Annotated in this window: 1 protein-coding gene; it reads right to left on the bottom strand. The window is 48.5% G+C overall.

Going from position 1 to position 571, the window contains the following annotated elements:
- A partial coding sequence (locus O3652_RS10140; protein ID WP_371590413.1) for an Ig-like domain-containing protein occupies window positions 1-571 on the bottom strand: 571 nt, incomplete at both ends.

The following is a 571-nucleotide window of genomic DNA, read 5'->3' as shown; positions in this document are numbered from 1 at the left end:
TGGACTGTAGGTCGCAGTGACTGGAGTGCCATTCTTATCAACACGTTTGACTGTGACTGGATCTGGGTTTCCAACAAACTGTTTGTCTGGTGTGAAGGTCACTGTACCATCTGGTGCAATCGTGTAAGTTCCTTGACCTGGAATAGATTTCTCTTTACTTCCATCTTCGAAAGTTGGCTCTACTGTTTCATCGATTGGAACCAGTGGATCGCCGCCTTGGAAGCTTGGAGTGCCCGTTTGTGGAACACCTTGAGGACCTGTGCTGGTTGCACCAGTACCTGTTGGGGTCACTTTCGTAAACTCTGGACTGTAAGTCGCAGTGACTGGGGTGCCGTTCTTATCTACGCGTTTGACTGTGACTGGATCTGGGTTTCCAACAAACTGTTTGTCTGGTGTGAAAGTTACAGTTCCGTCTGGTGCAATCGTGTAAGTTCCTTGACCTGGAATAGATTTCTCTTTGCTTCCATCTTCGAAGGCTGGTTCAACTGTTTCATCGATTGGAACCAGTGGGTCACCACCTTGGAAGGTTGGAGTGCCTGTTTGTGGAACACCCTGAGGACCTGTGCTAGTT

The organism is Streptococcus sp. 27098_8_23 (genome assembly GCF_041432195.1).
Taxonomy (GTDB): Bacteria; Bacillota; Bacilli; order Lactobacillales; family Streptococcaceae; genus Streptococcus.
This window is presented reverse-complemented; position numbering and strand designations above follow the sequence as displayed.